The organism is Hoeflea marina (assembly GCF_003182275.1).
GTDB classification, from domain to species: Bacteria; Pseudomonadota; Alphaproteobacteria; order Rhizobiales; family Rhizobiaceae; genus Hoeflea; species Hoeflea marina.
On record NZ_QGTR01000006.1, the window covers coordinates 70,603 to 94,895 of the forward strand.

At 63.0% G+C, this 24,293-nt stretch carries 21 protein-coding genes; 14 read left to right on the top strand and 7 right to left on the bottom strand.

Annotation, left to right across the window (positions count from 1 at the left end; translation table 11 throughout):
* The first annotated feature begins 204 nt into the window (after positions 1–204).
* The 5 genes from DFR52_RS20295 to DFR52_RS20315 all read left to right on the top strand — a co-directional run bounded on the left by DFR52_RS20295 (position 205) and on the right by DFR52_RS20315 (position 4,886).
* The gene (locus tag DFR52_RS20295) at positions 205–2,394 is read left to right on the top strand and encodes an anthranilate synthase (RefSeq protein ID WP_110033856.1); all 2,190 of its coding nucleotides are present in this window, start codon (positions 205–207) and stop codon (positions 2,392–2,394) included.
* Positions 2,395–2,426: 32 nt separating this feature from the next.
* Entirely contained in the window at positions 2,427–2,723 is a 297-nt protein-coding gene (locus DFR52_RS24740) for a c-type cytochrome (protein WP_158285005.1), read from the top strand.
* Between the two features lies 1 nt (position 2,724).
* Positions 2,725–3,624, top strand: coding sequence for a cation diffusion facilitator family transporter (locus DFR52_RS20305; RefSeq protein ID WP_210205879.1), 900 nt, complete (start codon positions 2,725–2,727; stop codon positions 3,622–3,624).
* Positions 3,625–3,739: 115 nt separating this feature from the next.
* The gene (locus DFR52_RS24325) at positions 3,740–3,973 is read left to right on the top strand and encodes a hypothetical protein (RefSeq protein WP_146215635.1); all 234 of its coding nucleotides are present in this window, start codon (positions 3,740–3,742) and stop codon (positions 3,971–3,973) included.
* A gap of 37 nt (positions 3,974–4,010) precedes the next feature.
* Positions 4,011–4,886 carry a LysR family transcriptional regulator gene (locus tag DFR52_RS20315; RefSeq protein WP_110033860.1) on the top strand — a complete coding sequence of 292 codons (876 nt, stop codon included), beginning with the start codon at positions 4,011–4,013 and terminating at the stop codon, positions 4,884–4,886.
* Positions 4,887–4,916: 30 nt separating this feature from the next.
* Here DFR52_RS20315 and DFR52_RS20320 read toward each other — a convergent pair whose 3' ends face one another.
* Positions 4,917–5,894: a threonine ammonia-lyase gene (locus DFR52_RS20320; protein WP_210205891.1), complete on the bottom strand. Its 978-nt coding sequence runs from the start codon at positions 5,892–5,894 to the stop codon at positions 4,917–4,919.
* A 479-nt stretch (positions 5,895–6,373) separates the two neighbouring features.
* On the opposite strand from DFR52_RS20320, the gene DFR52_RS20325 reads away from it, so the two are divergent.
* The 3 genes from DFR52_RS20325 (at position 6,374) to DFR52_RS20335 (ending at position 9,226) form a co-directional block, all read left to right on the top strand.
* Positions 6,374–7,810, top strand: a complete 1,437-nt coding sequence (locus DFR52_RS20325; RefSeq protein WP_110033862.1) for a DEAD/DEAH box helicase — start codon at positions 6,374–6,376, stop codon at positions 7,808–7,810.
* Between the two features lie 178 nt (positions 7,811–7,988).
* Positions 7,989–8,573: an ATP-dependent Clp protease proteolytic subunit gene (locus tag DFR52_RS20330; RefSeq protein ID WP_110034103.1), complete on the top strand. Its 585-nt coding sequence runs from the start codon at positions 7,989–7,991 to the stop codon at positions 8,571–8,573.
* Positions 8,574–8,725: 152 nt separating this feature from the next.
* The gene (locus DFR52_RS20335) at positions 8,726–9,226 is read left to right on the top strand and encodes a GNAT family N-acetyltransferase (protein ID WP_110033863.1); all 501 of its coding nucleotides are present in this window, start codon (positions 8,726–8,728) and stop codon (positions 9,224–9,226) included.
* Positions 9,227–9,477: 251 nt separating this feature from the next.
* Here the strand turns inward: DFR52_RS20335 and DFR52_RS20340 are convergent, their stop codons facing one another.
* The 4 genes from DFR52_RS20340 to DFR52_RS20355 form a co-directional block, all read right to left on the bottom strand.
* Positions 9,478–10,716, bottom strand: coding sequence for a saccharopine dehydrogenase family protein (locus DFR52_RS20340; RefSeq protein ID WP_110033864.1), 1,239 nt, complete (start codon positions 10,714–10,716; stop codon positions 9,478–9,480).
* Positions 10,717–10,754: 38 nt separating this feature from the next.
* On the bottom strand, positions 10,755–11,852 hold the full coding sequence (locus DFR52_RS20345; RefSeq protein ID WP_110033865.1) for a carboxynorspermidine decarboxylase: 1,098 nt from the start codon (positions 11,850–11,852) through the stop codon (positions 10,755–10,757).
* Positions 11,853–12,712: 860 nt separating this feature from the next.
* Positions 12,713–13,552: an ImmA/IrrE family metallo-endopeptidase gene (locus DFR52_RS20350; protein WP_146215636.1), complete on the bottom strand. Its 840-nt coding sequence runs from the start codon at positions 13,550–13,552 to the stop codon at positions 12,713–12,715.
* 14 nt (positions 13,553–13,566) lie between these two features.
* A complete protein-coding gene (locus DFR52_RS20355; protein WP_110033867.1) occupies positions 13,567–15,471 on the bottom strand; it encodes an HD domain-containing protein in 1,905 nt (634 codons plus the stop codon).
* Positions 15,472–15,955: 484 nt separating this feature from the next.
* Between DFR52_RS20355 and leuA the strand changes: the two genes are divergently transcribed.
* The 3 genes from leuA (at position 15,956) to DFR52_RS20370 (ending at position 19,355) form a co-directional block, all read left to right on the top strand.
* The gene (leuA, locus tag DFR52_RS20360; protein ID WP_110033868.1) at positions 15,956–17,668 is read left to right on the top strand and encodes a 2-isopropylmalate synthase; all 1,713 of its coding nucleotides are present in this window, start codon (positions 15,956–15,958) and stop codon (positions 17,666–17,668) included.
* Between the two features lie 48 nt (positions 17,669–17,716).
* Positions 17,717–18,487, top strand: a complete 771-nt coding sequence (locus tag DFR52_RS20365; RefSeq protein WP_110033869.1) for an alpha/beta fold hydrolase — start codon at positions 17,717–17,719, stop codon at positions 18,485–18,487.
* A 169-nt stretch (positions 18,488–18,656) separates the two neighbouring features.
* On the top strand, positions 18,657–19,355 hold the full coding sequence (locus DFR52_RS20370) for a hypothetical protein (protein ID WP_110033870.1): 699 nt from the start codon (positions 18,657–18,659) through the stop codon (positions 19,353–19,355).
* 144 nt (positions 19,356–19,499) lie between these two features.
* Here the strand turns inward: DFR52_RS20370 and DFR52_RS20375 are convergent, their stop codons facing one another.
* Positions 19,500–20,432, bottom strand: coding sequence for a metallophosphoesterase family protein (locus DFR52_RS20375; RefSeq protein ID WP_110033871.1), 933 nt, complete (start codon positions 20,430–20,432; stop codon positions 19,500–19,502).
* 81 nt (positions 20,433–20,513) lie between these two features.
* Here DFR52_RS20375 and DFR52_RS20380 point away from each other — a divergent pair, with 81 nt between their 5' ends.
* From DFR52_RS20380 to DFR52_RS20390, 3 genes are all read left to right on the top strand, one after another.
* Entirely contained in the window at positions 20,514–20,978 is a 465-nt protein-coding gene (locus DFR52_RS20380) for an NUDIX domain-containing protein (protein ID WP_245415438.1), read from the top strand.
* 491 nt (positions 20,979–21,469) lie between these two features.
* A complete protein-coding gene (locus DFR52_RS20385) occupies positions 21,470–22,396 on the top strand; it encodes an ABC transporter ATP-binding protein (protein WP_110033873.1) in 927 nt (308 codons plus the stop codon).
* Positions 22,393–23,154 carry an ABC transporter permease gene (locus DFR52_RS20390; RefSeq protein WP_110033874.1) on the top strand — a complete coding sequence of 254 codons (762 nt, stop codon included), beginning with the start codon at positions 22,393–22,395 and terminating at the stop codon, positions 23,152–23,154. Before DFR52_RS20385 ends, DFR52_RS20390 begins: the two co-directional genes overlap by 4 nt.
* A gap of 73 nt (positions 23,155–23,227) precedes the next feature.
* Here DFR52_RS20390 and DFR52_RS20395 read toward each other — a convergent pair whose 3' ends face one another.
* A complete protein-coding gene (locus DFR52_RS20395; RefSeq protein WP_110033875.1) occupies positions 23,228–24,223 on the bottom strand; it encodes a glutathione S-transferase family protein in 996 nt (331 codons plus the stop codon).
* Positions 24,224–24,293: the final 70 nt, after the last annotated feature.

The window sequence follows — 24,293 nt, forward strand, 5'->3', positions numbered from 1 at the left end:
AGAGGCTTGCCGAAAAGCGCGTTCGCCGCTATGGAGATTTCATGAGCACACTCGCAGCAAGCATGAACTGGTGGTGGACCCGCATCCCGCGGCACTGACCACGCATGTGCGTTGCAGATCAACAAGCCGCCCGGGAAGTCTCCAGGCGGCTTTTTTGTTTCGGCCGCTGGATCTTCGAGCCCGGCGGCGGAACAGGGGACCAAGATGGTAACGATCGAGACTGCCGACGGCGCCGAGCGCTATGTGACCAGGGGTGGCGTCGAAGTGACGCGGCAGCGGCGTGAAACCCCCTATGCGGATGCGATTTCCGGCTATATCGACGCGCTCGACAGCCGGCGCGGCGCGGTGTTTTCCTCCAACTACGAGTATCCCGGCCGCTACACCCGCTGGGATACGGCGATCGTCGATCCGCCGCTGGGCATCTCGTCGCATGGCCGCGGGCTGAAGATCGAGGCCTTCAACGGGCGCGGCGAGGCGCTCGTCGGCATCGTCGCCACCCGGCTTGCGGGACATGCCGAGTTCCGCGTGACGGAGCAGACGGCAAGGCTGGTGGTGATCAGCATCAGCGAAGCCGGGAAGGCCGTCAGCGAGGAAGACCGCTCGCGGGCGCCGACGGTGTTCTCGGTGCTGCGCGTCATCACCGACCTGTTCCATTCCGCCGAGGACGGCAATATCGGCCTCTACGGCGCCTTCGGCTACGATCTCGCCTTCCAGTTCGATTCCGTGCCGCTGAAGATCGAGCGGCCCGCCAACCAGCGCGACATGGTGCTGTTCATGCCCGACGAGATCCTCGTCGTGGACCATTACTCCGCCAAGGCCTGGATCGACCGCTACGACTTCAAGCTGGGCGACCTCGATACCCATGGCCTCGACGGCGCCATCGTGGCCGATGCCTTCAAGGCCTCCAGCCGGATCCCGCCCAAGGGCGACCACCATCCGGGCGAGTATGCCGAACTGGTCAAGCGCGCCAAGGAGAGCTTCCAACGCGGCGACCTGTTCGAGGTGGTGCCGGGCCAGACCTTCTTCGAACGCTGCGAAAGCCAGCCGTCGGACATCGCCCGCCGGCTGAAGGCGATCAACCCGTCGCCCTATTCCTTCTTCATCAATCTGGGAGACCAGGAATACCTCATCGGCGCCTCGCCGGAGATGTTCGTGCGGGTCAACGGCCGCCGCATCGAGACCTGCCCGATTTCGGGCACCATCAAGCGCGGCGACGACGCGATCTCGGATTCCGAGCAGATCCTCAAGCTGCTCAATTCCAAGAAGGACGAGTCCGAGCTCACCATGTGCTCGGATGTCGACCGCAACGACAAGAGCCGGGTCTGCGAGCCGGGCTCGGTCAAGGTCATAGGCCGCCGCCAGATCGAGATGTATTCGCGCCTCATCCACACGGTCGACCACATCGAGGGCCGGCTGCGCGACGGCATGGACGCCTTCGACGGCTTTCTGAGCCACGCCTGGGCCGTGACGGTGACCGGGGCGCCGAAGCTCTGGGCGATGCGGTTCCTCGAGAACAACGAGAAGAGCCCGCGCGCCTGGTACGGCGGCGCCGTCGGCATGGTCAATTTCAACGGCGACATGAACACCGGCCTGACGCTGCGCACCATCCGCATCAAGGAGGGCATCGCCGAGGTGCGGGCGGGCGCGACGCTGCTGTTTGATTCGGTGCCCGACGAGGAAGAGGCGGAAACCGAACTCAAGGCCTCGGCCATGCTGTCGGCGATCCGCGAGGCCAAACTCGGCAATGCCGGGGTGGCCGGCCGCGACGCGGCGCGGGTGGGCGAGGGGGTGGCGATCCTGCTCGTCGACCACGAGGATTCCTTCGTCCACACGCTCGCCAACTATTTCCGCCAGACAGGCGCCACGGTGACCACGGTGCGCTCGCCCGTCGCCGCCGAGGTGTTCGACCGACTCGATCCCGATCTGGTGGTGCTGTCGCCCGGACCGGGAAGTCCGAAGGACTTCAATTGTGCCGCCACCATCAAGCTGGCGCGGGCCCGCGACCTGCCGATCTTCGGCGTCTGTCTCGGGCTGCAGGCGCTGGCCGAAAGCTTCGGCGGCGAACTCAGGCAACTGGCGGTGCCGGTGCACGGCAAGCCCTCGCGGATCCGGGTGTCGGGCAAGGGGGTGATCTTCTCGGGCCTGCCGAACGAAGTCACCGTCGGCCGTTACCATTCCATCTTCGCCGACTACAACGCATTGCCGACCGAGTTCCGGGTTACGGCGGAGACCGACGACGGGGTCATCATGGCCTTCGAGCACGAAAAGCTGCCGATCGCGGCGGTGCAGTTCCATCCCGAATCGATCATGACGCTGGGGCAGGATGCCGGCATGCGGATGATCGAGAACGTGGTCGCGCATCTGGCGCGGCGCAGAAAGGTGAAGGCGGCATGAAAGCTTTGAAATTGCTATCGTTATCGTCAGTCATGCTTGTGGCGCCGGGCCTGGCGCAGGCGCAGACCGATCCGGACGTCGGCGTTGGACAGGTTCTGGTCGAGCTCAACTGTTCGCGCTGCCACGCCACCGGCCTGACCGGCGCCAGCCCGCACAGCATGGCGCCGCCGTTCAGGACACTGGGCGAGCGCTATCCGATGGATGCGCTGGAGGAGGCCTTCGCCTCCGGCCACATCACCTCGGCGCATCCCGACATGCCGGACTTCACCGCGACGCCCGACCAGATCGGCGCCATCATCGCCTATATCGCCTCGATCCAGGCGCAATAGGGTGCCGCAGTCCGCAAAGACGGTCCGGCGCCTGGCGTTCTGGTCGATTCCGCTCGCCTTCGGGGTGATGGCGCTGAAGTTCGCGGCCTGGCACGTCACCGGTTCGGTGGCGCTGTTTTCCGATGCGCTCGAATCCACCGTCAATGTCACGGCGGCCTTCGTCGCCTTCGTGGCCATCGGCTATTCCCACAAGCCGGCCGACGAGGGCCATCCGTTCGGCCACCACAAGGCCGAGTATTTCTCCGCCGTCATCGAAGGTGTGCTGATCGCGCTGGCGGCGCTCATGATCCTGCGCGAGTCGGTGATGGGGCTGATGAACCCCGAGATGCTCGATGCGCCCATCCTGGGTCTCGCCATCAACGGCGCCGCCGGCGGCATCAATGCTGCCTGGGCAGTGCTGCTGCTGCGGGTGGGGAAGCGGCATCGTTCACCGGCGCTGCAGGCCGACGGCCATCACATCCTCTCCGACGTCGTCACCTCGGTCGGCGTCATCCTTGGCCTGGTGCTCGCCATCCTGTTCAACGAGCCGCGGCTCGATCCGCTGCTGGCACTGATCGTCGCCTTCAACGTTCTCTGGCAGGGCTGGAAGGTGATCGCGTCGTCCTTCGACGGGCTGATGGACAAGGCGATCGAGCCGGTGGAGGCGGCGCGCATCCACGACCTGATCAAGGACCACGCCAACGGGGCCATCGAGGCGCACGACATCCGCACCCGCATGGCCGGCCGCGTCTCCTTCGTGGAGTTTCACCTGGTCGTCGACGGCGACATGACGGTGGAAGCATCGCACCGGATCTGCGACCGGCTGGAAGCAGTGCTGAAGAAGGAGATCGACGGCGTGCAGGTGATCATCCATGTCGAACCGGCCTACAAGGCCAAGGATGAAGGCGTGCGGCTGGCATAGGGCGCCGTCCTCCGGCTTCGCTCGCGTTCCAGGCCGGGGCACTGCCGGAGAACGGCCGAACCGACGACGGGAAAGGCCGGACGCGGCTCCGCTACCAGCGGCGGGAGCGGGGACAGTGATCGGCCTGACCATCGCGGGGCATGGACGCCGCCAGTCCCGCATCGATCCGCAGGTGATCGCTTCGGCGCATCATGATCAGCTGCAACTGCCGCAGTTCGGCTCTGCGCCGCCGCCACACCCGCCATCGGGCGGAAGCACGGGTGATGAATCGCGCAACGGTCTGCATGACTTCGTCTCCAGCCTCGGGAGCCCATCAGGGCTGCTGGCTGGACATTTCACAAACGAATAGTCATGATGGCAGACATCAGAAAAATCGATGGCTGGCAATGCTTCCTTCTCTCGACAGCGAACTCCTCAGAACCTTTCTGGTCGTCGCCGACGCCCGCAATGTCACCCGTGCCGCCGAGACGCTCGGTCGGACGCAGTCGGCCGTCAGCATGCAGGTCCGGCGCCTGGAAGACGCTGCCGGCTCGCAACTCTTCCTCCGCGGACCGCGCGGCGTGGAACTGACGGCGCAGGCCGTGCGTCTGCTTCCCTATGCGCGCCGGGTCGTCGGCCTGCTCGAAGAGACGCAGGCGGCGATCCGCACCGAGCCGATCGACGGGCCCGTGCGCATCGGCATACCGGAGGAGTATTCGAGCACGATTCTGCCCCAGGCGCTGGCGGCCTTCGCCGAACGGCATCCGGCCACCGAGGTGACGGTGATGTGCGGCTACTCCGCCCAGCAGCTTGCCGCATTGGACAGCGACGAACTGGATCTCGCCGTGGTGTTCGACTGGAACAACGCCACGGCGGGGGAAGTGCTGGCGGTCGACCCCACGGTCTGGGTGACGTCGCGGCTGCATGACCGGCACGAGAAGCGGCCGGTGCCCATTGCCATCTACTGGAATTCGGGCTGGTGCCGCGACTTCGCCATCCGCTCGCTGACGCAGCATTCCATCGCCTATCGCGTGGCCTACAGCTGCGACACCGGCGGCGGCCTGCGCACCGCCGCATCGGCCGGCTTGGCCATCGCGCCGCTGGCGCGCAGCAACATTCCGCCGGACTGCCGGGAACTGACGCTCGATGACGGGTTTCCGCCGGTGGATTCATCGCGCGTCGTGCTCAAGCTCAATCCGCGCCGTTCGAGCGCGGCCATCGACGGGCTGGCCGGGATGATCCGCGAGGCATTCTCCCCGTTCACCGGCCGGCCCATCGGCTGACGGCATTCCGGCGCAGGGCGGCATCCCTGATCATCCGCCAAAGCGTTCGAGGGCGGTGCGGAACACGGTCGCGTCCACATTGCCTCCCGAGATGGTGACGATGACATCGTCTCCCTCGATCTCGTCGCCATGAAACAGCGCCGCGGCCAGCGCGACGGCGCCGCCGGGCTCGGCCACGAGCTTGAGCCCGGAAAAGGCAAGCGCCATGGCGTGCAGCGCCTGATCCTCGGTGACGACCATCCCGGGACCGGCAAGCCGGGACAGGATCGGAAAGGTCATGGCTCCGGGCTGCGGCGTGATGATCGCGTCGCACAGCGAACCGGAGAGCCGTTCGTTGCGCTCGATGACGCCCGACCGGAGGCTGCGCGCCATGTCGTCGAATTCCTCCGGCTCCACCGGGCGCACCCTGAGCCCCGGGGCCTCGGCCTCCAGCGCCAGGGCGACGCCGGAGGAAAACCCGCCGCCGCCGCAGCAGACCAGCACGTCGGCCCTTGTGATGCCTTCGTCTCGCGCCTGCTCGGCGATTTCCAGTCCGCAGGTCGCCTGTCCGGCAATCACCCAGGCGTCGTCGAAGGGCCGGATCAGCGTCAGGTCGCGATCGGCGGAGATCCGGGCGCAGATCGCGTCGCGGTCGTCCCGGGCGCGATCATAGAGGACGACCTCGGCGCCGAGCGCCCGCGTGGCGTCGATCTTCGCCCGCGGCGCGTCGTCCGGCATGATGATGACCGCGGGTGCGCCGTGTCGGGCGGCGGCAAGGGCCACGCCCTGGGCGTGGTTGCCGCTGGAAAAGGCGATGACCCCGCGCGCCCGAAGCGCCGGCTCCATCGCCGAGATCGCCGACCAGCCACCGCGCAGCTTGAAGCTGCCGGTGTGCTGCAGGCACTCCGCCTTCACCCAGACCCGCCGGCCGGCCACCGCATCGAGAGACGGGGAGTTGAGCAGGGGGGTGCGCCGCACATGGCCGTCAAGCCGCGCCCTGGCCGCGCGGATCATTTCGATGTTCATCAGATTGCCCCGGTTTGAACTGTCAGCGGCAGGTTACCGCCGAAGACAGCAATGCGCCACGGTTTTCAGCAGTCTGGAATGTTGCGATGAAGCCCGCCGGCGGCGCGGGCGGCCGCAGCCATCGCGGCATCGTCTGCGGCCGCCGGGCTTGGCGCATGGGATCGCCCGGACCGCTCGTTTGCTGCGGTGCAGCGAAATCGTATCCGTACGACTTGACTTTGCCGCAATTGTCTGGCTTAAGAGCGGCAACTGGATAGGGGCCAACTCGGCCGCTGCACGCTCATGTATTCTCATGTATGTTGCGTGTTCTGACTTCCCCTTACGTCCACCCCGAAATTTTCGCGTCTCCAGCGGCGATGCGCCCAACCCGAACACCCTTGGCTCCATACCGGAGCCGGAGGGAATTTTTTGTCGGGCAAGGCCGAGGCCGCAGCGCATGACCGCGCGCGCCCGCTCCTTCCCAAACACCGGAAAGATTTTTCATGTCCTTTGAATCCCTTGGCCTTTCGCGTCCGCTTCTCGAGGCGCTCGCGCAGCTCAACATGACCGCCCCGACCCCGATCCAGGTGCAGGCGATTCCGCCCGTGCTCGCCGGGCGCGATGTCATCGGCCTGGCCCAGACCGGCACAGGCAAGACCGCCGCCTTCTCCCTGCCGATCCTGCACCTGCTCTCGCCGCTCAAGCCGGCGGCGCCGAAGAAGGTGCAGTGCCTGATCCTGTCGCCGACCCGCGAACTGGCTTCCCAGATCGCGCGTTCGGTCAAGGATCTCGGCCGCAAGATGCATCTGCGCTCCGCCGTTGTCGTCGGCGGCGTCTCCATCAAGCCGCAGATCAAGGCCTTGCTCGGCGGCGTCGACATCCTGATCGCCACCCCGGGCCGGCTGATGGACCTCATCGAGCAGCGCGCCGTGTCGCTCAACGAAACCGAAATCGTCGTTCTCGACGAAGCCGACCAGATGCTCGACATCGGCTTCATGCCGGCGATCAAGCGCATCCTGGCGATGACTCCCGCCAAGCGCCAGACGCTGCTGTTCTCTGCCACCATGCCGAAGGAAATCCGCGAGCTGTCTGCCAAGCACCTGAGCAATCCGGTGGAAGTCTCGGTGATCCCTGTCACCAAGACCGCCGACCGGATCGAACAGTCGGTCATGCACCTGCAGACCCCGGCCAAGATGAGCGCGCTGGCAGGCCTGATCCGCACCCGCAAGGGCGAGCGCGTCATCGTCTTCACCCGCACCAAGCGCGGCGCCGACAAGGCCACCAAGCGCCTTGAGGCCGAAGGCATCAACGCAGCCGCCATCCACGGCAACAAGTCGCAGGGCCAGCGCGAGCGCGCGCTCGCCGGCTTCCGCGCCGGCACCGTGCCCGTCCTGATCGCCACCGACATCGCCGCCCGCGGCATCGACGTGCCGGGCGTGACGCTGGTGGTCAACTACGAACTGCCCAACGTGCCGGAAGTCTACATCCACCGCATCGGCCGTACGGCTCGCGCGGGTGCAGCCGGCCATGCCGTCACTTTCTGCGCGCCCGACGAACGCTCGCTGCTGCGCGACATCGAGAAGCTTCTCAAGGTCGCCATTCCGGTGACCAACGCGCCGGAAGGCACGTTCGCCGACGCGCTCGAAGAAGACACCGATTTCAAGCCGATCCGTCCGGCTCCCCGCCAGGGTCAGCGTCCGGGTCAGGGCCAGCGGCCCGGCCAGGGTGCGGGCAAGCCCGGCGGCGGTCGCAACGGCAATCCGGGATCCGGCCAGGGCCGCAAGCCCGGCGGCCGTCCCGCCTTCGCGCAGGGCGCGGCTCCGGCCGCAACCAATGCCACCGGTGAAGCAGCCGGCAAGCCCGGCAATCGCCGCCGTCGCGGCGCCGACCGCCGCCCGCGGCCGGAACAGGCCGGCGACAAGGCCGTCGCCCGCGGCTGAGCCCGCAGGATCGTCAGCCGTTGACAGTCTTTGAATGAGATCGGAAACGCCGCGCCCAAAGCGCGGCGTTTCGCATTGCCGGGCAACACGGCAGCAGCGATTGCCGCGCTGCCATTGTTATTGCCGGCGGTTCGTATTATCTGCGGACACAGATACAATCGGAGCCATGCCCATGTTCATGAATGACGAAGACGACGACAACAAGAAGACCGAAGCGCCGCTGGGCAAGGACGCCGAAGCCAACCTGTTCAAATCCCGCACCATCTTTATCTATGGCGGCATCACCCAGGAACTGGCGCAGAAGGTCTGCGCCCAGCTGGTGGCGCTGTCGGCGGCGAGCGACGAGGACATCCGGGTTTTCGTCAACTCGCCGGGCGGCCACGTCGAATCGGGTGACGCCATCCACGACATGATCAAGTTCATCAAGCCCAAGGTCACGATGATCGGTACCGGCTGGGTCGCCTCCGCCGGCGCGCTGATCTATGTCTCGGTGCCGAAGGAACGGCGCATCTGCCTGCCCAACACCCGCTTCCTGCTGCACCAGCCCTCCGGCGGCGCCCGCGGCATGGCTTCCGACATCGAGATCCAGGCCAACGAGATCATCAAGATGAACAAGCGGCTGATCAGGATCTTCGCCAAGGCCACCGGCCAGACCGAGGAAAAGATCGCCAAGGACATCGACCGCGACTACTGGATCTCCGCCGAGGACGCCATCACTTACGGCCTGGTGTCGAAGATCGTCACCAGCCAGACCGAGATCTGACCCAGCCTTCGGCACCGCATGCAGGGCCCCGCCGGTCTGCACCGGCGGGGCTTTTCGTTGCCCGGCCGTCGCCCGGAACCGCGCAGGCCCGTGCGCATCCTTCACCCGTGACCGGCGGCCCGGCTGCCGACGGCCGTCCGACGAAAGAGCCCATGACCGAGATTCCGACACTTGAGACCGAACGGCTGCTGCTTCGGGCGCAGACCATGGACGACTGGCCGGCCTATGCGCGGCTGATGATGTCGGATCGAGCCGTCCATCTGGATGGGCCGCATTCGCTGGGCGACGCCTGGGGCCTGTTCTGCCACAATCTGGCGCAATGGCCGCTGATGGGACAGGGGACGCTGATGATCGAAAGCCGCGCCACAGGCGAATGCCTGGGCCAGGTCGGCATCCATCACGGCCCGCTGTTTCCTGAACACGAACTCGGCTGGCAACTCTATCCCGGCGCCGAGGGCAACGGCTACGCCTTCGAGGCGGCGCAGGCGCTGCGCGACTGGGCATTCTCCGTGCGCGGGCTGGAAACCCTGGTCAGCCACATCGATCCCGACAACCACGGCTCGCGCCGACTGGCCGAGCGGCTGGACGCGGAGCTGGAACTGGATCCGGAGCGGCCGGGCCCCGAGGTGCTCGTCTACCGGCACAGGGCGTAGGGCCGTCCGCCGCCTGGGGCAGATCCGCTGGCATGTCGTCATGCCCGGCCCTGTGCCGAGCATCTGCGGTGGCTTTCCCGGCGTCGACCTCGCCGTCCGCCGCCAACGGCAGATCCTCGTGACAGGCCCGAGGATGACGGCGATGGAGGCGGTGCCATGGCGGTGAGGGCGGCGGTGGCAGAGAAAAACCCCGCCGAACTGCTCCGGCGGGGTCCCTGATATCTCAATTCTCTCGCGGCTGTCCGCTGGGCTCAGAACTCCAGGGCGCGGTCGCCGTTCTCGTCCCGGATGCGGGTCGGCAGGCCGTTGTGGTTGAGGATGTTGAGGAAGGGTTTCGGATCGAGTTCCTCGACATTGGCCATTCTGCCCACATCCCACTCGCCGGTGGCGACCAGCATGGCGGCGGCGACCGGCGGCACGCCGGCGGTGTAGGAGATCCCTTGCGAGCCGACCTCATTGTAGGCGTCCTTGTGGTCGGCGACGTTGTAGATGAAGACCTCGCGCTCGACGCCGTCCTTGAGACCCTTGACGAAATCGCCGATGCAGGTCTTGCCGGTGTAGCCCGGCGCCAGCGACGCCGGATCGGGCAGGCAGGCCTTGACCACCTTGAGCGGCACCACTTCGGAACCATCGGCGAGCCTGACCGGCTGTTCCGACAGCAGCCCGATCGATTTCAGCACGGTGAAAACGTTGATGTAGTGATCGCCAAAACCCATCCAGAAGCGCACATCGGCGCCGTCCATGTTCTTTGCCAGCGAGTGCACCTCGTCATGGCCGCAGAGATAGGCCTTCGAGGGGCCGACCACCGGCAGGTCGTAGGTCTTGCCGATCTCGAACATCTTGTTGGTCTGCCACTGGCCGTCCTGCCAGGAATAGACCACGCCGGTGAACTCGCGAAAATTGATTTCCGGATCGAAATTGGTGGCGAAGTACTTGCCGTGGCTGCCGGCATTGATGTCGACGATGTCGACGTCGGTGACGGTGTCGAAATAGTCGTCCTTGGCGAGTTTCGCATAGGCGTTGACGACGCCCGGATCGAAGCCGGCGCCCAGAATGACGGTCACGCCCTTCTCGGCGCATTCCTCGGCGCGCTGCCACTCGTAATTGCCGTACCAGGGCGGGGTTTCGCAGATCTTGCCCGGCTCCTCGTGGATGGCGGTGTCGATATAGGCGGTGCCGGTGTCGATGCAGGCGCGCATCACCGACATGTTGAGAAACGACGTGCCGACATTGATGACGATCTCGGCGCCGGTCTTCTCGATCAGCGCCTTGGTGGCCTCAATGTCGAAGGCGTCAAGCGCGTGGGCCTTAAGCACGCCGGGCTGCTTCATCGCCTGCTTGTCGTGGATCGAGGCGATGATGGCGTTGCATTTGGCACGGGTGCGCGAGGCGATGTGGATGTCACCGAGCACGTCGTTGTTCCGGGCGCATTTGTGGGCAACGACCTGGGCGACACCACCGGCGCCGATGATGAGTACGTTTTTTTTCATGATGTGGGACCAACTCCTGTGTCCAATCGTCAGAAGCCTCAAGAGAGGCTTTGTTCGAAATCCGTGTAGTCGAACTCACGGACCGTCCTGATGCTGCCATCCAGTTCTCGAATGGCGATTGACGGCATTCTCACGCCGTTAAACCAGTTTTTCTTGACCATCGTGTAGCCGGCGGCGTCCTGGATCGAAATCCGGTCGCCGACCTGCAGCGGGGCCTCGAAATTGAATTCGCCGAAGATGTCTCCGGCGAGGCAAGACTTGCCGCAGACCATGATGCGGTGGTCGCCTGTGCTGGGTGCGAGCTTGGCGTTCTCGCGGTAGATCAGCAGATCGAGCATGTGGGCCTCGATGGAGCTGTCGACAATGGCGAGGTGCTTGCCGTTGAACAGCGTGTCGAGCACGGTGACCTCCAGCGTCGTCGAGCGGGTGATCGAGGCTTCGCCGGGCTCGAGATAGACCTGCACGCCGTAGTCGCCGGCAAAGCGCTTGAGCCGCTCGGCGAAGCGCTCCAGCGGATAATCGTCGCCGGTGAAGTGGATGCCGCCGCCGAGACTGACCCATTCCGCCCTCTTGAGCAGCGGGCCGAACTTCTGCTCGATCTCGCCGAGCATGCGGTCGAAGAGGGCGAAATCGCCGTTCTCGCAGTTGTTGTGGATCATGAAGCCGGAGATCAGCTCCATCACCGGTTCGACCCTGCCGATATCCCATTCGCCGAGCCGCGAGAACGGACGCGCCGGATCGGCCAGATCGAAGCTCGAGGAGGAGACGCCGGGATTGAGCCTGAGCCCGCGGGTGATGCTATCGGCCTTGCCGGCAAAGCGATCGAGCTGGCTGATGGAGTTGAAGATGATCTTGTCGGCGTGGGAGACCACCTCGTCGATCTCGTGGTCGGCATAGGCGACCGAATAGGCATGGGTCTCCTTGCCGAAGCGCTCGCGGCCGAGCCGCACCTCGTTCAGCGACGACGAGGTGGTGCCGTCCATGTAGTCGGCCATGAAGTCGAACACGCCCCAGGTGGCGAAGCATTTGAGTGCCAGCAGGGCCTTGGCGCCGGAGAGGTCGCGAAGCCGGGCGATCCTCTCCATGTTGACGCGCAGCTTCGATTTGTCGATCAGGTAATAGGGGGTCTGGATCACTCTCTCGTCCGTCCTGGCTATCACGGGGAAGGGGCATTTTGCACGCGGGTGTGCGGGCCCGGCTCTGCCGGGCGTCAGGGGCAATTAGGAAAATCCCATGTCACAAGCAAGGCCGAAACGGGATTCTGGTGAAAAAGGCGGCGTTCGCGGTTGTTCCGGGGCGCGATGCCCCCTACTGGCACGCCGAAACCCCGCGCACGCCCTTGTCGACGACGGGTTGGGGCTGTTCCAGTGTTTCCGACAGGAGCCGGAATGCGGGGCGCACGCCTTAGCGTGCCCGAATGAAATGCTAGGGTGTGGCTTTTGGCTCGCTCGCGCGCCCCGCCGGCTCAAGGGCCTGCCGCCTTCCGGGCGGCGAGCTGATCCCGGATCGAGGGCCGTTCACGCATCCCCGGACGGGTCGTTTCGTACGGCGTGACCGCTGCCGAACCCGTCCTTGAGCCGGGCGCCCCTGGCCAAAGGCCGAGGCCGGAACGCCGGTGCGGGCCGGCGCTGTCTTCCGTTCCGGCGCGAAGGCCGGGGTGTCCGTCTCCTCGTTCCGTCCGGCGGCGCGGTTCGGCCCGGCGCCGCCCGGACTTCACCGCCTCCCGCCGGACCGGGATCCGTCATCCCGGCCCATCCGTGCTGGCGGAAGGCGATGTCAGTGCTGCACGGGTGGGAAAGGTGGTGAAGAAATGGGGGTGGATTTTGGCTAAAGGGTTGGCTTTGTTGGGGATGGGGTGGGGGAATGTGCACAGCCCCGAACGATCTCGAAAGTTGCGGACAGCATCCAGGTATTGCGCAAAAAACTGAGCATCGGCAAAACGGGTTCAGCGCGGATCGGCAAAACTCGGCCAAACTGGCTTGTTCTGCGGTTTGAATCACCCCCTCTTGTTGGAAGAACAGGCAAAAATACACGGGTACCTGCCAAATTCTGCTCTGACTGCAATCTGGCTCAGATCTGTTCCCAATAAATCGTCTAAAACAGGGTCTCTCTCAATTTCAAAGCTTCGCCCCAACGCGTCAATTAGCAATCCCCTCCAATTATCACATACTAATGATCTTGATGTAAGGAGATTTAAAGCATTGGAAAGGTTAGAACTTTCTATAATTGTGCGATTTGTTCCTCTTCTTCCTTTTAAAGACGTACTTTTTATGTATAGGTCTCGCTCAAAATTGTCATCAAGCCAACAAAATCGTAGAAATGCTAAATTATTATTCAATTCTGTAATTCTTATTCCCGCCTGCATCCATGGAACCCGACACTCGCGTGATAACAAATCGCAGAATTCCAACCAATCGTTCGTATTCTTGGGATAATTTTTCGACAAGCATGTAGAGATATAGTCATCAGATATTAATAGATTTCTTGCAAATCGGTCGCAAAGCTCCTCGATTTTCCAGTGATTAAAGTGTTTTAGATTCTCTGGAAATTGGGCTTCCTCAATCGCCACGTGAGCAAGTTCGTGGGCAATACAAAACCGCTCATATGAACGAATCGGCACCATCGGAAGCGAAATACTGTATCTGAATTTTCCTTCTCGCGGGCGAGAGAGCTTGGCAGCTAGTCTCGGAATTTCCGGGCCCTTTTTGATGGATATTCGGTTGGTTGCGCAATATTCACTCAAAAAAAACAACGGAGAGTCGTCATTGCTTCTAAGCTTAGTCGCCATCGCGACTATTTTCGCCTCGAAATGTTGAAATTCAAGTGCTGCTTGCACACTGAGCCTCACAGTTATTTTTCGCCGTCGCGGCGGAAGAAATTTCTTAAACAGAGAACTCCATTGGGATAACGGGGCTCTGGTCCGACATCGGCGATCAGACGGGCGGCTAGTTCCTCATCATCAGCGTTGTCAACGAATTTTATATTGTTGTCTCCCAGCTTGGCCTTGGCATCCACAAAATCGCGAGCTAAGGAACGGCAGCGCTCAGACACATGCGCGGGCGGGCTTCCAACGGAGGTGACAACCTCTTTAATAAATCTATCTATTCTTCGCAAATCTTTAGGATCCATGTTCTCCTTGACATCAAGGTCAATAAAGAATTGAATTTTCCAAAGTCCTGAAAACCGTTTTATCTGCGCGGACAAATGCCCCCCTGTTAGCGAATCTTTAGTGCTCATTTTATTCTTGCCAGATTCATATTCGCTAAATCTTGCGACCTCCCCATCTACTTCAATGTTTACGTCCGCTATCTTTGGCTTAACTTCCGTGCAATATATTGAAATGCTTCCAGCAGGCAATTCAAAATCCAACTCAATATCGCGCGCTACCGTGTAGCGGTTAATTGAAGATTTTTTTGATCCATGCACACCGAACCGTTCTGCCAATCCGGCTTTTTTCGCATCGAGCAGTTTTCGGGATTCGTAGCTCACAAATTCTTTCTGAAGGCGTCTATTCTTTAATTTATGCAAAATAGATTTTGCTGTGATTTTTGAACGTGTTTCGTAATACTCATCTATATTATTTTGCGTTGGCGAACATTCATCCAAAGCGTAATCTAACAGCTGATCATCGCTTAAGTCGATGACGCGCTCTAGTAGTTTCTCGCTGGAGTCGGTGCCCCAGAGCTCAAAAAATGCCCTACCCAGCATGGATGCAGCTGCTGCTTTAGTTCGATGAAAAAGAACTGTTTCAGCTAGCTCGTACCTCCATTCAAGTAAACCAAGTATAGCTGTTACTCCGTCTGTTCGCGTTCTTCCCGTACTTGAAGTCAGACGGATAACAAACTCATCATAGCAGCTTGGGTTGCTATCGCCCAATGCATGGCTGGAATCGGGGCCGCGGGCGATTTCCATGTATTGATACAGTCGGTCTTCGACTGTTCGTACACGCCCAATATGGTACCAGTCTCGATAAATATAATCTAGAAGATCTGCGCATATTGTATTTCCAACAATATTTTGGCAGACACGAAACCTTATATGATCTGATGATGCCAGTGCCTCATAATTTTTTTCATACTTATCTTTATCTTTGGGATGTTTTCGTATTATAAGTGTAATGAGAAGCGAGGGGGTCATGCCCTTTTTCTTGAGCGGTGGTGGCAGAAAATTCGAATACATGTCGTCAATTAATTTTCGTAGCGAAATTGATTCGCCGCCAGGCCAATCTGTTCGATCCAAGATGAAATCGATGCGAGGGTGACCATCGTGTATGTCTAATAGATTTAATTCATCTTCCAATGTATGTCCGGCTGCCACATGCCCAATATCGTGTAATAAGGCGCTTAGGCGAATAAATCTGATTTCCTGTAAACTTAAAGCTGGTGGATGGTTTCTCCCAGGATGTCTTACGGCTCTTCTAATCATATTTTCTTTGACTGAGCGGCAAATTTTGTCCGCCACCGCAGTTGATCCCAGCACATGCTCAATTCTTTTGTGAGTTGCGCCGCGGTATACGAGATGGGCTTGGCCAAGTTGATTTATTTTGCTTAACCGTTGGAACGCGGGATGATTTATGATTGCGAGTTCTTCGGGGTAGAACTGGAAAAAACCGGTAACCGGCAAGTAGAACTCTTGCAATTCGCCTTCACCACGAACCTCGTCGTTCGGCGAGGTGGTACTGCCTTCAAGCAGCGCTAATTCAGTAGCTGCCTGTTCGCTTTTCTGTCCATTCTCAAAAAAAGGGAGCTCTGCCATTAAAGTACCTCCTCCTTCATTATATCCGATTGAAGAGCTCTCGTCCAATAAGTTTCAAGGGGCGTGTCTTATCGTGGAAACCAAATGGCAGAAAGACATCGGTTCCCGTCTCAACGATGTAACTGTATTTACGTCGCTTACCGTCGTTGATCTGTGTTTTCGTGTTCACCGCCCACGCCCCACCCCCTTGCCATATTTCCCCGTCCGCTGTATCCAGCTGCCATGACCAAGACCTCGCGCCCCTCCGAGACCTCATTCGCCCGCTTTTCGGCGGCGGTGGTTTCGCATGCGCGTCTTGGCGGCCTGCTGCTTCTTTCGCTTAGTGGCGATCGCCGGGCTCGTTGAGGAGCGTCCGGCGGTCGACGCGCCGGCGGTGCAGCTCCTTGCGAACTTCCACAATTTCTTCCATTGAGAAATGACGGCCCGGACCGGGACTGCGCCTGACGCGCGTCCGCCGGGGAGGGCCCCAGAGCGAGAGACGATCATGACAGCACATTCCGCAAGCGGCCAGAAGGGCATGCCCGGCGCCGCCTCGAAGTACCAGCCTTACCCGGCCATCAACATTCCCGACCGAACCTGGCCCTCCAAGCAGATCGACAAGGCACCGATCTGGTGCTCGGTCGACCTGCGCGACGGCAACCAGTCGCTGATCAACCCGATGGGCCATGACCGCAAGGCGCGGATGTTCCAGCTGCTGCTCGACATGGGCTTCAAGGAAATCGAGATCGGCTTCCCGTCGGCCTCGCAGACCGATTTCGACTTTGCCCGCTGGTGCATCGAGGAGGGCAATGTGCCAGCCGACGTGTCGCTGCAGGTGCTGGTGCAGTGCCGGCCTGAGCTGATCACCCGCACCTTCGAGGCGCTTGAAGGCGCCAACCGGCCGATCGTGCATTTCTACAATTCGACATCCGAATTGCAGCGCCGCGTGGTGTTCGACAAGGATGTGGCCGGCATCAAGCAGATCGCCATCGATGCGGCGAAGATGATCAAGGACATGGCCGAGAAGGCCGGCGGCGATTTCCGCTTCGAGTATTCGCCGGAGAGTTTCACCGGCACAGAGCTGGAAGTGGCGCTGGAAATCTCCAATGCCGTCATCGAGATCATTCAACCGACGCCGGACAACAAGCTGATCCTCAATCTGCCCTCGACGGTGGAAATGGCGACGCCCAACATCTATGCCGACCAGATCGAATGGATGTGCCGAAATATCGACAACCGCGAGAACGTCATCGTCTCGCTGCACCCGCACAACGACCGCGGCACCGGCATCGCCGCCACCGAACTGGGCCTGATGGCCGGCGCCGACCGGGTCGAGGGCACCCTGTTCGGCAATGGCGAGCGCACCGGCAATGTCGACGTTGTTGCGCTGGCGCTCAACATGTTCACGCAAGGCGTCGATCCGAAGCTCGATTGTTCGGATATCGAGCGCATCAAGGCAGTGTTCGAGTATTCCAACGAGATGACCATCCCCGAGCGCCACCCCTATGTCGGCGAACTGGTCTACACCGCGTTTTCGGGATCACACCAGGACGCCATCAACAAGGGCATGAAGGCGATCCGCCAGGCCAACAAGAGCCTGTGGGAAGTGCCCTATCTGCCGATCGACCCGCAGGACGTCGGCCGCAGCTACGAGGCGATCATCCGCATCAATTCGCAGTCGGGCAAGGGCGGCATCGCCTACATCATGCAGGAGGATTACGGCCTCACCCTGCCGCGCGCGCTGCAGGTGGAGTTCCGCGGCGACATCCAGCGCATCACCGACGAAGGCGGCAAGGAACTGCCGTCGAAGGCGATCCACGACCGCTTCATGCAGCTCTATGTCGAGCAGCCCGGCGCGAGGCTGAAATTCGTCGACCATCACACCCACACCGATCCGGCCAACAAGGCGATCCGCATCGTTTCGGCCGAGATCACCGACGGTGGCGAGACCAGGCGCATCGAAGGCCGCGGCACGGGCCCGATCGACGGCTTCGTCAATGCGCTGTCTACCTATCTCGGCATCGAGCTGACGGTGGCCAACTATTCCGAGCACTCGATGCAGCACGGCTCCAACGCGGCCGCGATCAGCTACATGGAAATGGAGACGCCGGCCGGCAAGCTTTTCGGCGCCGGCATAGACACCAACATCGTCGCCGCCTCGCTGGCTGCGGTGGTTTCCGCCGCCAACCGTGCGCTCGACGCGCAAGGCGCGGCCTGACACCGGACGCCGCCGCCCGCGCGGTGGCGTCCCCATCCGGGAGTGACCATGTCAGAGCTCAACTTCACCGCCTCCGGTCCCGCCTCGGGCGTTCCGATCGTCTTCCTGCACGGGTTCGGCGGACTCGGCTCGAGCTGGGACGCCGTAATCGCCGCGCTCGGCGATCGGCAGCCGGCGGTGACGGTGGATCTGCCAGGGCATGGCGGCTCGCTCCATGCCGAGGGCCGCGGCGGCGCCGGACGCATGGCCAAGGCGATTGCCGCCGGGCTCGAGGGGCGCGGCCTTGCCCGCTTCCATCTCTGCGGCCATTCGATGGGCGGCGCAGTCGCCGCGCTGATCGCACTCAGGGCGCCCGAGCGGGTGGCCTCGCTGACGCTGATCGCCCCCGGCGGCATGGCGCCCGAGATCAATGCCGAGTTGCTCGGCCGATACGCGCAGGCCGAAAACGAGGCGGAGATCCGCGCGCTTTGGACCGAGATGGCAGCGCCCGGCTTTGACTGGCCCGCGGACCAAATCGCCGCACAGGCCGCCGCCCGCCGAGCGCCCGGGGCGATGGCGGCGCTCGGCGAGACCTATGCCTCGATGTTCCCGGCCGGCCCCGACCAGGGCCAGGGCGTCATCCCGCAGGCGCAGCTTGCAGCGCTCGACATGCCGGTGGCGGTGATCTGGGGCGGCGACGATCATGTCGTGCCCTGTCCCGGCCCGGCGGGACTGCCGGCCAGTTTTGCGCTCAGCCTGTTGCCTGGGCATGGCCACATGCTGCCCGAGGAGGCCGCCGGCGCGATCGTGCGGGTGCTCCGCCACCAGACGGGCGGCTGATTCCGGGGCATTCGCCCTGCCGGTCGGAGCGAACAAAAGCCGAACCGGGCTTCTCGCCATGCCCGTCAAGCTGTGCTAAGGAAAAATTAACCCTGGGGCACGGGCTGGCGATTGCGCCCGGTCCGGCTCCGGCTTTGATGAAACCGTGCGCCAACCGGCGGAGGCTCAAATGAGCGAACCTTCCAAGCCACAGACAGCCGAGCGCCGTCTTGCCGACATCGTGCGCGAGGTGAAGATCGCCTCGGCCGACCGCGGCGACGTGGTGGTCGATATGCGCGACGCCGATCTGGCGCGGCTGGAATTGCTCGCCGACGAACTCAGGCCGGTGTTCGCCGACATCGATCCGGCCGACGACCGCTTCGATTTCGGCGTCTCCTCGGGCCAGCAGCCGCGGCTGTGGATCGACGCCGTGGCGCATGTGCATATGGGCCGCGACCGCCGCGTCTTCCGCTTCGTCCGCGACACGCGGCTCGGCAGGGTGGTGATGAGCGAGACCAGCGATCTCGGCCAGACCGCCGATCTCGTCGGCCGTTACGTGGCCGAACGCGTCATCGAGCGCGAGCGGATTCTGGCGGGCGATTTCGAGGCCTACAGGGACCGGCTCCCCGACGCGGCCGCGGCGGGCGCCCGACCGGACGCCGCATCCGATGAAGCCCCCGCCGCTGCTGCGGAGGAGCCCGTCGGCGGTGCCGAGGCGGCCGACGGCGCCGCGGACAGCATGCCGCAGGCGATCCTGCCGCCGGAGCGCAGGCAGGGCCGCAGCGCCGGGCTGGTCATCGGCCTGTCCTGGTTCATCCTCGGCTGTGTCGCGGGCGTGGCGGCGCTGGTCGGCGCCTTCTGGGACCGCATCGCCGGCGTGCTGGGCTAGAACGCGTCCCTTTGGGTCGATACCGGCGCTCCAGACTGTGAGCCGGCGCATGGCCCCCGGCGAAGCGAAATCTGTGCCGTCCGGACAGACGCAGCGCCGACCGCGCCAGCTCTGCCGCGGCCCTGTCGGTCCGGGTGCCCCGTGTCAGCCCTCGAGCTTGCCGGAAAGCGGTCCGCCGATGACGGCCAGCGGGTTTTCGACCATGGTCTGCCCGTCGTCGCCGAGGTGAAAGCGCTTGTGCCCGAGCTGCCAGGCGCCGCGTTCGCCCGCAATCTCGAACAGGTTGAAGCCCGCGGGCGGCTTGTGGCCGCCCAGTCCCTGGCTCGCCGAGGCGATACCGACCACGGGCACCATGCCGTCGCGGCCTTCAAGCTCGTAGAGCGTGTCGAGATGGGTGTGGCCGTGCAGGACCAGTTCGGCGCCATGCTCCGAGATCATGTCGGCGAAGCGGCCGATGCCCTTGAGCCGCTTGTGCCAGGCGGCGGCGCCGCGGATCGGCGGATGGTGGATGAGCACCACCCTGAACAGGCCCTCGCGGCCGGCCTCGTCGAGCAGGCCGCCCGCCGCCCGGATCTGCTTCCGGCTCAGGTCGCCGCTGGCCATGAACGGCATGGTGGCGTTGGCCGTCGAAATGCCGATCAGCGCCACCGGACCGCGCCGCGCCATGGTCGGAAACGGGCTGCTCGCGCCGTCGCCCCCGGTGTGCTGCGCCCCCGAGAGCATCCAGGGCCGCCAACTCCGGACCACGCGCTCGAGCGCATTGGGCACATAGGCGTCATGATTGCCCGGAACCAGCGTGGTGCGGGCCGGCTCGAATTCGGTTTCCAGCCAGGTTCGCGCGGTATCGATTTCGGTGCGCGTGGCCAGGTTGACGATGTCGCCGGTGATGGCGACATGATCGACGCCGAGTGCCTCAATGGAATCGGTGACCGTATCCAGCGTGGTGCCGAAAAGATGCTTGCCGCGGTTGCGATGCCAGTTCACATAACCGGTGATGCGCTTGGACGCGAGTTCGGACAGCGACACCTTAGGCAGGGGACCAAGATGAATATCGGAGATGTGGGCCAATCGAAACATGGCTCAAGCAATAGCGAGCCGGTGGCCGACCCGCAACCCGGCGCCGACGGTGATGACGGTTTTGGCGGGCGTCCGCCGGAGATGCGCTCGGTGCGCGCGCGCCTGGTGACCCGAGCCATTCATGTCTGGTTCGCGCTGACCCGGGCGATGACGCTGGGCGTGCGCGCGGCCTGCTACGACGCGGAGGGCCGGATCTTTCTGGTCAAGCACTCCTATGTGCCCGGCTGGCACATGCCGGGCGGCGGCGTCGAGCGCGGCGAGACCGTGCTTGCCGCGCTGGCGAAGGAACTTTCCGAGGAGGGCAATCTGGTGCTGGACGCCGAACCCCGGCTGTTCGCGGTCTATTTCAACCATCTGACCAGTCCGCGCGACCATGTGGTCTTCTACCGCTGCCAGGTGAGCCAGACGGCCCCCAAGCTCCGCGACGCGGAAATCATCGACACCGGGTTCTTCGATACCTCCAACCTGCCGGAAGGCACCACCGGGGCGACGCGGCGGCGGCTGGCCGAACTGTCGGGCTCGGCGACGCCAAGCCAGGTCTGGTAGGGCAGGCCGGGTGACTCCTGTCATCAGACCAGGGTGACCATCCGGCGACTGGGTCTCGCCGCACCCTCCGCCCGCGTCACCCCGGCCCCCGAGCCGGGGGCCAGTGCCCCCCGCGTCCGCGCGGTGAGAGACATTCCTTGTTGACGATGCTCCGGAAAGAGTCTTCCGGCTCGCCGACGCGGGCCTGCCGGATGCCGGCTCGGGGGCCGGCATGACGGAGGAGAGGGGGGCCGGACTCCGGGCTTTGCCTCAGGCTGCACGTCCAAGCCCGAAAGACATCCCGGTTTCGACGGGTTTCCCCGGCGCTTTTGGGTGCTGCGCTGTCGCCAGGCGACCCGAAAATGTCAGCAGCGGGGCTGTCCTCCTCCTCCCCGCCCTTGAATGTGGCGGAAACCGGCTTACCTCTGCCAAACTGCGATTTCCGATTTCCGGCGAGAGCCGCCTGCTGTTGCGGCAGTGGCCCCGCTCCGACACCCATTGAAAAGATCACCATGGCTCCAATTCTTTCCATCAGCAATCTGTCCAAGCAGTATGCCAGCGGCTTCCAGGCGCTGAAGAGCGTCAATCTCGACATCGAGGAGGGCGAGATCCTGGCGCTTCTCGGTCCCAACGGCGCCGGCAAGACGACGTTGATCTCGATCATCTGCGGGCTGGTCAAGGCCAGCTCCGGCAGCGCGTCGGTCGGCGGCTTCGATGTGGTCAGGGATTACCGTCAGGCCCGCTCGCTGATCGGGCTGGTGCCGCAGGAGATCTCGCTCGAGCCGTTCCAGACGGTGATGGATGCGCTGCGCTTCACCCGCGGCCTGTTCGGCAAGCGCAACGACCCGGCGCTGCTCAGGCGCATTCTCGAGCAGCTGTCGCTGTGGGACAAGCGCGACGCCAAGACCATGGAGCTGTCCGGTGGCATGAAGCGCCGCGTGCTGATCGCCAAGGCGCTCTGCCACGAGCCGCGCGTGCTGTTTCTCGACGAGCCGACCGCCGGCGTCGACGTGGAACTGCGCAAGGAGATGTGGGAGGTGGTGCGCCAGCTCAAGGCCGACGGCGTGACCATCATCCTGACCACCCACTACATCGACGAGGCGGAAGCCATCGCCGACCGGGTGGGCGTCATCCGCGGCGGCGAACTGCTCCTGGTGGAGCGGAAGGAAACCCTGATGCAGCGCATGGGCAAGCGGCAGATGCGGGTCGAGCTGATGCAGCCGCTGCCAGCGATTCCGGCCTCGCTGGCACGCTACAATCTCGACTATTCCGCCGAGGACCGCTCGCTGGTCTATTCCTACGAGGCCAATGGAGAGCGCACCGGCATCGCCTCGCTGTTCGCCGATCTGAGTGCCGCCGGCATCCTGCTGCGCGACGTCGAAACCAAGCAAAGCTCGCTCGAAGACATCTTCGTCGGCCTCGTCGAGGACAAGTCATGAACTTCCATGCCGTCAAATCCATCTATTCGTTCGAAATGGCGCGCTTCTTCCGCACGCTGTCACAGAGCCTGATCTCGCCGGTGCTGTCGACATCGCTCTATTTCATCGTCTTCGGCGCCGCCATCGGCTCCCGGATCGAGGAGATAGACGGCGTGAGCTACGGGGCCTTCATCGTGCCCGGCCTGATCATGCTCTCTGTGCTCACGCAGAGCATTTCCAATGCCTCCTTCGGCATCTATTTCCCGAAATTTCTCGGCTCGATCTACGAATTGCACACCGCTCCGGTGTCCTTCGTCGAGATCGTGCTCGGCTATGTCGGCGCGGCGGCGACCAAGTCGGCGCTGATCGGGCTGGTGATCCTGGCGACGGCGGAGTTCTTCGTCGATTTCCAAATTCTCCACATGGGCGCGATGCTGGCGTTCCTGCTGCTGACCTGCATCTCGTTCAGCCTGTTCGGCTTCATCATCGGCGTCTGGTCGAAGAATTTCGAGCAGCTGCAGATGGTGCCGCTGCTGGTGATCACGCCGCTGGTGTTCCTGGGCGGCAGCTTCTACTCAATCTCGATGCTGCCGCCGTTCTGGCAGACGGTGACGCTGTTCAATCCCGTGGTCTATCTGATCTCCGGCTTCCGCTGGGCCTTCTTCGGCACCGCCGACATCAATCTCGGGCTCAGCCTCGGCATGATTGCCCTGTTCATGTTCGTCTGCCTCGGCATCATCGGCTGGACCTTCAAGACCGGCTACAAGATCAAGACCTGAGGCGGATCGCCGGCACCAATAAGAAAGGCGCCCATGTCCGGGCGCCTTTTCGTGTCCGGTCGCAAGCCTGCCGTCAGGCCGCGGCCGGCCTGCCGATGCGGCCGCGGCCGTGCGGCGAGAGGAAGTCCAGCACCGGGCCGGTGGGCACGATGCCCGTCGGGTTGATGGTGTCGTGGCTGCCGTAATAATGGTGCTTGATGTGGAAGATGTTGACCGTCTCGGCCACGCCCGGCACCTGGTAGAGCTCGCGCAGATAGCCCGACAGATTGGCATAGTCGGCGATGCGGCGGATGTTGCATTTGAAGTGGCCGACATAGACCGCGTCGAAACGCACAAGCGTGGTGAACAGCCGCCAGTCGGCTTCCGTCAGCGTGTCGCCGACCAGGTAGCGCCGGGTGGCAAGCCGCGCGTCGAGCTTGTCCAGCGTCTCGAACAGGGCGACGACGTTTTTTTCATAGGCGTCCTGTGTGGTGGCGAAGCCTGCCTTGTAGACGCCGTTGTTGACGGTTGAATAGACCAGCTTGTTGATCTCGTCGATCTCGCCGCGAAGGGCTTCCGGATAGAAGTCAGGCCCGGATTTGGCTATGGCTTCGAAGGCCGAATTGAACATGCGGATGATTTCCGAGGATTCGTTGGAGACGACCGTGCCGGTCTGTTTGTCCCACAAGACCGGCACGGTCACGCGACCGGAGTAATCCGGTTTTGCCGCGGTGTAGACCTGCCAGAGATAATCCTTGCCATTGACATGATCCTTGGTGCCGCCATCGCGCTCCCGGAATTCCCAGCCGTTTTCGCCCATGTGATAATCGACGATGGAGAGGGAAATGGCATCTTCCAGTCCCTTGAGCTTGCGGAAGATCAGCGTCCGGTGCGCCCAGGGACAGGCAAGAGAGACATAAAGATGATAGCGGCCGGCTTCGGCCTTGAAGCCGCCGATGCCGGACGGCCCGGGGGCGCCATCGCGCGTCACCCAGTTCCGGAACGCGGACTCAGAGCGCTTGAACTGACCGTTGTTGGCCTTCGTGTCATACCAAACGTCGTTCCAGACGCCATCCACCAGCATACCCATGAAACAGTCTCCTTTGGCTGAGATATAGGCACTGCACCGGCCAAGTCGACAGGCGCAGGTGTGAACGGTG

What these genes read in the sequence shown, in the direction of transcription:
- DFR52_RS20295 (WP_110033856.1), top strand. Translation starts at nt 205, where the DNA reads ATGGTAACGATCGAGACTGCCGACGGCGCCGAGCGCTATGTGACCAGG.
- DFR52_RS24740 (WP_158285005.1), top strand. Translation starts at nt 2,427, where the DNA reads ATGCTTGTGGCGCCGGGCCTGGCGCAGGCGCAGACCGATCCGGACGTC.
- DFR52_RS20315 (WP_110033860.1), top strand. Translation starts at nt 4,011, where the DNA reads ATGCTTCCTTCTCTCGACAGCGAACTCCTCAGAACCTTTCTGGTCGTC.
- DFR52_RS20325 (WP_110033862.1), top strand. Translation starts at nt 6,374, where the DNA reads ATGTCCTTTGAATCCCTTGGCCTTTCGCGTCCGCTTCTCGAGGCGCTC.
- DFR52_RS20330 (WP_110034103.1), top strand. Translation starts at nt 7,989, where the DNA reads ATGAATGACGAAGACGACGACAACAAGAAGACCGAAGCGCCGCTGGGC.
- DFR52_RS20335 (WP_110033863.1), top strand. Translation starts at nt 8,726, where the DNA reads ATGACCGAGATTCCGACACTTGAGACCGAACGGCTGCTGCTTCGGGCG.
- DFR52_RS20340 (WP_110033864.1), bottom strand. Translation starts at nt 10,716, where the DNA reads ATGAAAAAAAACGTACTCATCATCGGCGCCGGTGGTGTCGCCCAGGTC.
- DFR52_RS20355 (WP_110033867.1), bottom strand. Translation starts at nt 15,471, where the DNA reads ATGGCAGAGCTCCCTTTTTTTGAGAATGGACAGAAAAGCGAACAGGCA.
- leuA (WP_110033868.1), top strand. Translation starts at nt 15,956, where the DNA reads ATGACAGCACATTCCGCAAGCGGCCAGAAGGGCATGCCCGGCGCCGCC.
- DFR52_RS20365 (WP_110033869.1), top strand. Translation starts at nt 17,717, where the DNA reads ATGTCAGAGCTCAACTTCACCGCCTCCGGTCCCGCCTCGGGCGTTCCG.
- DFR52_RS20370 (WP_110033870.1), top strand. Translation starts at nt 18,657, where the DNA reads ATGAGCGAACCTTCCAAGCCACAGACAGCCGAGCGCCGTCTTGCCGAC.
- DFR52_RS20375 (WP_110033871.1), bottom strand. Translation starts at nt 20,432, where the DNA reads ATGTTTCGATTGGCCCACATCTCCGATATTCATCTTGGTCCCCTGCCT.
- DFR52_RS20380 (WP_245415438.1), top strand. Translation starts at nt 20,514, where the DNA reads ATGCGCTCGGTGCGCGCGCGCCTGGTGACCCGAGCCATTCATGTCTGG.
- DFR52_RS20385 (WP_110033873.1), top strand. Translation starts at nt 21,470, where the DNA reads ATGGCTCCAATTCTTTCCATCAGCAATCTGTCCAAGCAGTATGCCAGC.
- DFR52_RS20390 (WP_110033874.1), top strand. Translation starts at nt 22,393, where the DNA reads ATGAACTTCCATGCCGTCAAATCCATCTATTCGTTCGAAATGGCGCGC.
- DFR52_RS20395 (WP_110033875.1), bottom strand. Translation starts at nt 24,223, where the DNA reads ATGGGTATGCTGGTGGATGGCGTCTGGAACGACGTTTGGTATGACACG.